The following is a 9072-nucleotide window of genomic DNA, read 5'->3' as shown; positions in this document are numbered from 1 at the left end:
CCAAAGCCGACAGTGCGGGCAATCGTGCGCAGATCCACGATGTCCATATCGTCCAGGTTCTGAAGCGCCTCAACGCCAGCGGTAATCAGCTCGTCGTTCACCTCGGGCAGGTAGTCGCGCAGAATCAGGTCGCTAGCGGTCATCTCCGGGGCGCGCAGCTCCTCCAGCTGCAGGGCAATCAGGCGGCCGTGCACGCCCAGCTCCAGCACGTAGTGGCTGACCTCGCGGATAATGCGGTTCACCATCTCCATGCGCTGCAGGGTCATCGCCACATCCGCCAGGGACACGTTGGACTCAATCTCCAGGGCAGACAGGCTGGAGAGCACCGAACGCAGGCGCTTCTTATAGCTTTCAAGGGTCTGAATCGCCTGGTTTGCGCGGGCCATCAGGTACTGGCTGTCTTCAACCATGTAGCGGGTGCCGTCAACGTACACCGAAATCACGGACATCGACGCGCTCACCGAAATCACCGGGAAGCCGGTCTGAATCGCGGTGCGCTCGGCGGTGCGGTGGCGGGTGCCGGATTCGTTCGTGTCGATGGAGGCGTCCGGCATGAGCTGCACTCCGGCGTGTAGCAGGCGGGTGGCGTCGCGGTCGCAGATGATAGCGCCATCCATCTTCGCCAGCTCGCGCAGGCGGGTTGCCGAGAACTCGGTGTCGATGTTGAAACCGCCCGAAGACAGGGAGGATACGGTGCGGTCGGATCCGAGTACGATGAGCGCGCCCGTACGGCCACGCATGATGCGTTCCAGGCCCTCGCGGAGCTCGGTGCCGGGGGCGATTCGGGCGATAGTTTTAAGCAATAGGTCACTATAATTCATCTGCACAAAAAACATTGTACCCGCAAGGGCGGTTATTGAGCCAGGTCAGGGGCGGAACGGCGGGCTAAAGTGCCTTAAAAACGAACGGATATTCTCGATATTTATACGGGAGAGCACGAGACTAAACTATCTGCGTTTAAGAGTAAAAATGTGTTCTGTGGTACCCCATTTCGCCGTGACCAAACACCGCGCACCATATCGCCCCAGACCCTAAAATAGACCCATGACCGCGCGCACGAAAAACACCAAAACCGCACCCGCCTACCGCTGCACCGAATGCGGCTGGACCACCGCCAAATGGGTAGGACGCTGCGGCGAATGCCAAACCTGGGGCACCGTCGAAGAAGCCGCCGGGGGCACCCGCGCGCGCACTCGCGCCGCATCCAGCGTGCAGAAACCCGCCCAGCCCATCGCAGAAGTCGACTCGCGCGTAGCCGCCTACATGAGCACCGGAAACCCCGAATTTGACCGCGTGCTCGGCGGTGGACTCGTACCCGGCGCGGTCATCCTCATGGCGGGCGAACCCGGCGTAGGCAAATCCACCCTGCTGCTGGATGTTGCCGCCACCTTCGCGCGCGGCACCGCCGGAAATGCGGGGCAGAACCCGGCACAAAATACCCAGCCGCCGCGCCCGGTCCTGTACATTACTGGCGAGGAATCCGCCGCGCAGGTCAAGCTCCGCGCCGACCGCATCCGCGCCATCGCGGACACCCTCTACCTGACCAGCGAAACCGACCTCGGCACCGCCCTGGCGCATATTGATCAGGTCAACCCCTCCTTGCTGGTCATCGACTCCGTGCAGACCCTCGCCTCCGCAGAAGTTGAGGGTAGTGCCGGCGGCGTGACCCAGGTGCGTGAGGTCGCCGCCTCCGTGATTGCCGCCGCGAAGGAACGCAATATGTGCACCCTGCTCGTGGGCCACGTGACCAAGGAAGGCACCATCGCGGGCCCGCGCCTGCTCGAACACCTGGTGGACGTGGTCTGCCAGTTCGAGGGCGATAAGCACTCGAATATCCGCATGCTGCGCGCCATCAAGAACCGCTTCGGACCCACCGACGAGGTGGGCTGCTTCGATATGCACGAGGACGGTATCGCGCCGGTGCTGGACCCTTCCGGCATGTTTGTTTCGAGCACCCCGCACCCGGTGGCGGGCACCTGCGTAACCGTCACGATGGAGGGCCGCCGCCCCCTGCTCGCGGAGGTGCAGGCCCTGCTGGATCAGGCGGTGGCGCCCGCCCCTCGCCGTACCGTCTCAGGCCTGGATTCGGCGCGTATTCAGATGCTGCTGGCGGTGCTGCAGCGCCGCGCCGGGCTGAACGTCGGCAAGCTCGACTGCTACGTCTCCACGGTGGGTGGCGCAAAGATCGCCGAGCCCGCCGCAGACCTGGCGTGCGTCATGGCGCTTGCCTCGGCGGCACAGAATAAGCCGCTGCCGCGCAAGCTCGCGGTCTTCGGTGAAGTCGGTCTTGCCGGTGAAGTGCGTGCCGTGCCGGGCATCCGCCAGCGCATTGCGGAGGTGGGCCGCCTGGGCTTCACGCACGTGCTGGTGCCCGCCTCCCCGACCGGCGTGGGGGACGTACCCGAGGGCGTGACCGTGCGCGAGGTAACCACCCTGGGTGAGGCACTCGCGCTGCTCTTCCCGCAGAAATAGCCGCCCGCGCATCACTGCATCGAGATAGCGGAGGAGGGGGCACCCGGCTGGCGTGAATACCGACCGGGAGCCCCCTCTTTGTGAAACCCCTCTGCGAAGCACCGCTAAGAGCGGCTTTCCTCCTCGTTCTCGTGCAACATAATGTTGATCGAACGGGTATTCAGTTTATTCGTGCGGTGGGCGTTGACCGCGGTATCGGTCATGTCGTCAACCACCAGCGAATCGTCCATGTCAGCATCAACGATCGGGATCGCCGAGGTGCGCGGCGCATGCTGCGTAACCGCCTCGCCCAGGGGCACCAGAACATCGACGGCGTCCTTGTGGGACATACCGGTCGCCTCCATAAAGTCGACCACGATCAGGCGGAGCATCAGCACCAGCGACTCGCCCTCAAAGGTTGCCACACCCATCGCACGCGGCTCGAGGGTGCCAGCAAGCTTAATCATGCGTTTGCGGGCTGCCATCATGTAGTGTTCGCGTTCGCCTTCGGTCGGGGCAGACATGCCCAGGCCGAGGCTCTGCGCCGCCAACGACAGCTCGGTCAGCGCGTTACTGAGTGAAAGCTGAGCGGCAGTACGCAGCTGCACGTGGTGAATCGTGGACGCCATGCGGCGGTTAAGCACGCGGGCGTTACGAATTGCCAAATCCACCGCGGCAAGGGTCTTCGACATGCGCGCCAGCTCACCCTTGCTCTTGCGGCTATTCCAGGACAGCTCATTCATACCCTGCGCGGTAATCAGGTCGCCTCGGCACGCATCATACAGCGGTTGCAGAGCGCGGGCATCGAGCAGGCTCTGGTACGCCTTGTTGTAGTCGTAGTAGCGAATCGCTTCGGAGGAAAGCTGGAAAACCTTCGCGAACGCATCCATGAGGGCTGTCGCGCGGGCACGCGGGTTCTTGCGCGGGTCGCGTGGCATCAGGTACATGGCGAGGAACGCGAAAGCGCCGCCAACTAGACCGTCAAAACTGCGGGTGAGCGCATCGTCAGGTACGGGCAGTAGCAACGTGAAACTGGCCTGGAAGCTGAGCTGAATCGTAAAAATAATGCCCTTATCAATAAATCGGGCAATAATCACGGTCAAGAAAAGCACCACTGCCGCCTGCCAGGTACCGTGACCGAGCAGAATCAGCAGAAGGTCGCCAATGAGAATGCCGAGGGTCACGCCGAAGGAGACCTCAAGGATTCGGCGGGAATGCTTAGCGCCACTCACATAGCCCAGGGATACGAGGGCGGCGACCGGCGCGAAAACGGGCTCGCTGTGGCCCAGGACGCGCTCAGCGAAAAGCCAAGCGCCCATAGACGCCGCAACAATCTGCACGGACTGAAAGAAGTCTGCTCGGACTCGGTGAATACCCTCACGGACGAACTGTCGGGTGTTCTGTTCAGTAGTGCGTAGAATGTCTGCGAATCGTGCCATGGGCACCATCATACCGGCGCTCATAGGGTGCACAAGGGGGTTAGGGAGTGTTGGGTTGAAGTGTGAGAGACCCCGCGCCTGTACTACCCCGCACCCGCCCTGGAGCCGTGTTTTTCGAGGAAACCTAGCCCAAAACCGCTACTCGAACCCCGTTACGCGCCCTAGCCGCGGAGGCGGCGCGCCACCCTCGCCAGCAGGCCCGGCTGGGTGGGGTGCATCTCGGTGGGTGCGTTAGCAGATGACTCAGACTCAACGGTGACAGGGTGCGTTTCTTCGGCGCTATGCGCGCTGTGCCCGCCACCGAATGCGCGGGCACGTTCGAGCTGCCGACGATGCTCGGCATCCCAGGAGTGCGCCCGGTCAGACATCGCCCACTCGAACCCCGCGGTGAGGGAGGTTTCGGTGAAGAGATCGCGTGCGGCGCGGACGGTTGCGCCCAGCGGCTCGGGGAGCGCCGGGACCTGCTCCACGGCGGGGAAAGGCGCGGGAGCTTCTGCGTTGCCGCGAGTTTCTCCACTGGATGCAAGAATCTGCGCGAGCAGGTAGGCGCGCTCGGTGCGCAGTACCTCCAGCAGCTCGGTACGGCGTGCATCCGATGCCACCGCCGCGTGCCGCAGGGCAGCTGCAACCATCAGCTCGGGAACGCCGCCGGCGAGCATGCCCAACGGCAGGGTGAACTCGCCCAGCCCGTACAGGCTCAGGGCACCGCCCGCGCGCATCTGCGTGAAGGCGTCCGGCACGAGGGCGAGCACGGGAATACCCGCCGCGGCGGAGAACACCGCCGGATGGTAGCGGCTGGTCAGCGTGAACGCCGCCGCACGGTGCACTGCGACGCTCTGGTCGGCGTGCAGAATCGGCAGCAGGGTCGCCGGGGTGGAGGCGCTGAGCTGCTCGGCGATGCGCTGGTGCGTCTGAATATCGCCGCTTTCGGGGTTCTGCGGGTCGCCAAAATGGCTCAGGAACACGGGCGCGTAACCGTGCTCGCGCCACATGCTATCGAGCAGGCGCGCAATCTGCTGCGCCTGCTGGTCGGTGCACTCGTTGACGGTGACGCACACGTAGCGCTCCGGCAACTCATCCAGTGCCTGACTTGCGGAAACTCCTTGCGCATAGTGCAGGGTACGCGCCTGTGAAGCCGCCAGGTAGTCGGTGGCATCATCCACGCTCAGGCGCGCATCAATACCCCGCTCACGGCACCAGGCGAGGGAAGATCGTTCGCGCACCGTCACCGAACGGGCGGTGCGCAGCATGCGTTCCAGAACCTGCGCATCGTGCGGGTTCAGCACCGGGCCCAGGGACTGGCCGGTCACGTACACGGGCACGCCCGCATGCTCGGCGGCACGCACCGCGGCGGCGCGTTCGTAGAGCAGCCAGCCGTAGCGGGAGTTGAGGTTGCCGCCGCCGGAGACCACGACCGCGTCCATGGTGGCGATAGAATCGGCAAACTCCACCATGCGCTCAACGGTTCCCTCCAGCGGATGCAGTACCTCCGGCAGCGCCTGCACCTGCGGCAGGGTCGTCAGCTCAGCGGTGGAGGGGCGCTGCCGGTCGGCGTGCAGCTCCGCCAGGACGCATTCGAGCGCCGCGAGGGTCAGCTCGCGTTCAGCAGGCGCCCAGGGGAAGAGGAAAAACGGCAGGTAGTCGTAGGGCGCGCTCGCCTCATGATTTACCGCTTCATGATTTGCCCTGCCGATATAGCGCGCCGAATGGCCCACATCGCGGGTCATGAGGGTGACCGCCGCGCCGCCTTCGGAAAGCGCCGCCGCGCTCGCAATGGTCATGGCTTCGTCGCCCACGTGGTAGGTGTGCTGGCCGATATCGCCAATGACGAGCACGCGAGGTGTTGTAGAAGAATGATTGTTCTTAGCCACGGCTATGCGTCCTTCTGCTCTGCCGGCCTAGCCTCAGCCGACCCTGCCTCAGCATCGCGACGAACCAGGGAACGCTGATTGAGGGAACGCTTCGCTAAGGACCGCAGCGCGCGGCCCGGGGTGCGCAGGTGCTTGAGAACCCGCAGACGCTCCTCAATGCTCTGCTGGCGGTTCTCAATAGCCTGCTGACGAGCCTCGATACGCTCCAGGCGGCTCTCGATAGAGCGCAGAATGTCCAGGGATTCGCGGGTCAAATCATGCCCATCAATCACGCGGCGCTCCAGGTCAGCCGCCAAATGCGCCTGGTACAGGTACGCGCCCGGGCGGGCACCCGCCTGCAGATCCTCGCGGATAGCACGGGCACGCACCATCGAATCGAAGCGGGCGTGGTCAGCCTGACGCGTCACGCTATTCGCCTCGGCGCCCTCCGCGTCGGGGCGCAGCGACCAGTACGCTAGCGGCTCATCCACCAGCAGAATATCGGCGACCGCGGCGGCACGCATGTTGAACTCCCAGTCGCCGACCACCGGCAGGGACTCGTCGTAGAAACCGACCAGCTCGTGCAGGCTGCGGCGGTAGAGAATGCCAATCGGCACGGCACGGTTCGTGCGGAATAGAAACTGCAGACCCAGACCGGGCAGGCCGTCGTGGAAAACACGCTCCTCGTACACCTCGAACTCGCCCTCGGCGTTCTCGCGTTCGTACCGCTCCACAATGCGGGTGGTGCACATGAGCGCGCCGCTCTCTTCCAGCGCTGCGACGGTGCGTTCCAGGAACTCGGGTGCCCACAGGTCGTCATCATCGTGAATCGCCACGTACGTGGAGGCGGTCGCCGCCAAACCGGCGTTGGATGCCGCCTCCATGTTGCCGCCGGCGGTGGTCAACAGCTGCACGCGACCGGAGCCCAGCGGGGAAGCCGCAATGACGGCGCGGGTTGCCTGCTCGTCGCCTCCATCGTTGATTACGCAGACCGTGTAGTCGGTGAAGGTCTGCTGCGCAATGTTTTCCAGCGCGCGGCTCAAGAAGCGAGGGCGATCCTTCGTGCGGACCAGAATAGCTACGGTAGGAGAAGACATAACCACAATCAGTTGAGGGCGAATGGGCCCGTGCCAGCCCAAGAACTCAACCCATTATGAAGGTGGGCACTGTTCAGACTCAACCCGCCGACCGTCTATGCCAAAATAGCGTGCACGCAGAGGCATACACCGCCCCTAAAAACTAGCTGATGGACTGTAGCGCCACCATTGCCAGCACACCGAGCACAAAGCATACCGGAATGGTTACCAGCCACACCAGAAGAATCTGCAGAACAATCCTGGACTTCAACGCGTTAAAACGCTGGTTCACGCCCGCGCCGAGCGCTGATGCAGCCGCCAGGTGTGAGGAGGAGAACGGCACCTGCAGCAGGAAGTAGCCGAGCACCTGCACCACCGCGGTCGTACCCTGGGCGACCGCGCCACGGAACGGGTCCAGGCGCACCATCTTGTAGGCGAAGGTGTAGCCGATGCGGCGGCCACCGGTCAGCGTTCCCGCACCCAGGCTGAGGGCAATAATGAGGGTGCCAAGCAGCATCCCGCCCCAGGTGAGGGGCTGAATCAGCGCCGGATCCATGATGCGTTCGCTCAGCAACGCCCACAGTAGCAGGTACAGGTAGCCGGTCTGCAGGCCGTGTAGCAGCGAAATTGCGGAGGCGGACACCGCCAGCACCTCGCGGGCACGCTGATTCACTAGGCGCGGGTTGTTGCCGACCACCAGCCGGTAGAACGGCACCACCATCAGCCAGGACAGCAGAAAAATGAGCGGCGGCAGGTAGAAGAGCGGAAGCAGGGTCGCCCCAAAAATATGCGGCAGGAAAGCGAGGGAACCGAAGCCTTCAGCGGCGCTGTCAATCCTCGTCTGGGTCCACCAGCTCACACCGGCGAGGGCGCCGACCAGCGCGTGGGTTGAGGAGGCCGGTAGCCGCAGGAACCAGGTGAGCACACCCCAGATAGCGCAGACCAGCAGCGCCGCAACGATGCCGTTCAGGCCGGTGATGCCCTCCGGGGCACTCACCCACGAGGCGGAATACTCACCGAGCAGCAGGAACGCACCGACCACACCGAGCACGTTGAAGAGTGCGGCAAGGTACAGAGCGGAGCGCTCGCCAAGGGCGCGGGTACGCACCGGAACAGCGACGGCGTTAGAGGCGTCGTGCACACCGGTAACGTAGACCGCAGCAATGAAGGCGCAGCAGGCTAGAAGACCCAGGAGCATTAGGATTCCTGAACGATAATGCGGCCGATTTCGGTGGACACATCGCGCATAGCGTTGGAGGCGGCGGTCAGCTGCGCCAGGAAGGTGGCGTAGCGGCGGTACCGTTCGGGGGTGTAGCGTTCGGCAATGTAAGCGTCGTATTCTTCGGCGGTGCGTAGCGCCTGGCGGGAGATGCGCAGCATGTCCATCCAGTAGTTGTCGAGACCGCGAATATCGGCAAGCTTGGGGATGACGGCGGCGGTCAGCACCGCCTGACGCTGAATAATGTCCAGGATTGAGGTGATGTGCGTAGCGAAGCCGTCAATGCTGTGCAGGGACAGCACGTGCGCGGCGCTGGTGAGCTTCTCAACGGCGTTGGTGAGCTTGCGTGCCAGCGTGTACAGGTCTTCACGCGGGATAGGCGGGGAGAAGGAGCTACGCACCTCGGTGAGGGTGCGGAACAGCAGGTTCGTGGAGTCCGCCTCGTGGGTGAGCATGCGTTCGAAGAGTTCGGGGTACTCCGCGACGGGGGAGCCGACCATTTCAGAGAGCAGAGCCGCCGCCTCACCGACCTGCGCTGAAATTTCAGCGAGGGAGGCGAGGGAGTCGTTGGCGTGGGGGAAAAGTCGGTGCAGCATAGTTCCCAGTCTAACCAGTATTGGGTGCGGCGGGTGCGCATAGCCCGCGCGTATCTCACGAACGCCCGACCTGCACACGTTAGTGCGCCGCCCTGCAAATGTTATACCGCCGACCTGTTCGCGGTTCCGCATGAGGGTTTTAAACAAAAACGGTGGGGGTCGATTTCTCGACCCCCACCGGAACGTTTAGGGATGTCGGGTTGGGAGCGCCTCTCGGCGGAAGGCCGCTCGAAGCGGCTAAAGATTTGGAGCCCGGGGCTACCTATTAGCAACCCGACATCTTGTAATTATTATCCACCCGCACCCGGCACAGAGTCAATTAGAAACAGGCTTTTCACGCCTTTGCGACCCAATGTGGAACCTGTGCCAATTCGCGGCACGAACCCGCATTTTTGGGCGCCCAAACGTTGCAGAAGACTAGAATGCTTCGAGGTTGGTCTG

At 63.6% G+C, this 9072-nt stretch carries 7 protein-coding genes; 1 reads left to right on the top strand and 6 read right to left on the bottom strand.

Features of this window, described 5'->3' with window-relative positions; all coding sequences use genetic code 11:
- Positions 1-836 (bottom strand): DNA integrity scanning diadenylate cyclase DisA (gene disA / locus Q0216_RS09440; RefSeq protein ID WP_298594836.1); only part of this gene is annotated, 836 nt, incomplete at its 3' end.
- Positions 837-1044: 208 nt separating this feature from the next.
- Here disA and radA point away from each other — a divergent pair.
- Positions 1045-2472, top strand: coding sequence for a DNA repair protein RadA (gene radA / locus Q0216_RS09435; protein WP_298594833.1), 1428 nt, complete (start codon positions 1045-1047; stop codon positions 2470-2472).
- 104 nt (positions 2473-2576) lie between these two features.
- On the opposite strand, the gene Q0216_RS09430 is transcribed toward radA, so the two are convergent.
- The 5 genes from Q0216_RS09430 to Q0216_RS09410 form a co-directional block, all read right to left on the bottom strand.
- Positions 2577-3902: an FUSC family protein gene (locus tag Q0216_RS09430; protein ID WP_366139830.1), complete on the bottom strand. Its 1326-nt coding sequence runs from the start codon at positions 3900-3902 to the stop codon at positions 2577-2579.
- Positions 3903-4051: 149 nt separating this feature from the next.
- On the bottom strand, positions 4052-5761 hold the full coding sequence (locus tag Q0216_RS09425; protein ID WP_298594829.1) for a polysaccharide pyruvyl transferase family protein: 1710 nt from the start codon (positions 5759-5761) through the stop codon (positions 4052-4054).
- A 2-nt stretch (positions 5762-5763) separates the two neighbouring features.
- Entirely contained in the window at positions 5764-6837 is a 1074-nt protein-coding gene (locus Q0216_RS09420; protein ID WP_298594827.1) for a glycosyltransferase family A protein, read from the bottom strand.
- A gap of 142 nt (positions 6838-6979) precedes the next feature.
- Positions 6980-8014: an inorganic phosphate transporter gene (locus Q0216_RS09415; RefSeq protein WP_298594825.1), complete on the bottom strand. Its 1035-nt coding sequence runs from the start codon at positions 8012-8014 to the stop codon at positions 6980-6982.
- Positions 8014-8631 carry a phosphate transport regulator gene (locus Q0216_RS09410; protein WP_298594823.1) on the bottom strand — a complete coding sequence of 206 codons (618 nt, stop codon included), beginning with the start codon at positions 8629-8631 and terminating at the stop codon, positions 8014-8016. Before Q0216_RS09410 ends, Q0216_RS09415 begins: the two co-directional genes overlap by 1 nt.
- Positions 8632-9072 lie beyond the last annotated feature (441 nt).

Origin of the sequence: uncultured Rothia sp., assembly GCF_937976295.1 — a bacterium.
In the GTDB taxonomy this organism is placed as follows: Bacteria; Actinomycetota; Actinomycetes; order Actinomycetales; family Micrococcaceae; genus Rothia.
The sequence above is the reverse complement of the archived record's forward strand: the minus strand, read 5'-3'. Positions and strand labels throughout refer to the sequence as shown.

What these genes read in the sequence shown, in the direction of transcription:
- radA (WP_298594833.1), top strand. Translation starts at nt 1,045, where the DNA reads ATGACCGCGCGCACGAAAAACACCAAAACCGCACCCGCCTACCGCTGC.
- Q0216_RS09430 (WP_366139830.1), bottom strand. Translation starts at nt 3,902, where the DNA reads ATGATGGTGCCCATGGCACGATTCGCAGACATTCTACGCACTACTGAA.
- Q0216_RS09420 (WP_298594827.1), bottom strand. Translation starts at nt 6,837, where the DNA reads ATGTCTTCTCCTACCGTAGCTATTCTGGTCCGCACGAAGGATCGCCCT.
- Q0216_RS09415 (WP_298594825.1), bottom strand. Translation starts at nt 8,014, where the DNA reads ATGCTCCTGGGTCTTCTAGCCTGCTGCGCCTTCATTGCTGCGGTCTAC.
- Q0216_RS09410 (WP_298594823.1), bottom strand. Translation starts at nt 8,631, where the DNA reads ATGCTGCACCGACTTTTCCCCCACGCCAACGACTCCCTCGCCTCCCTC.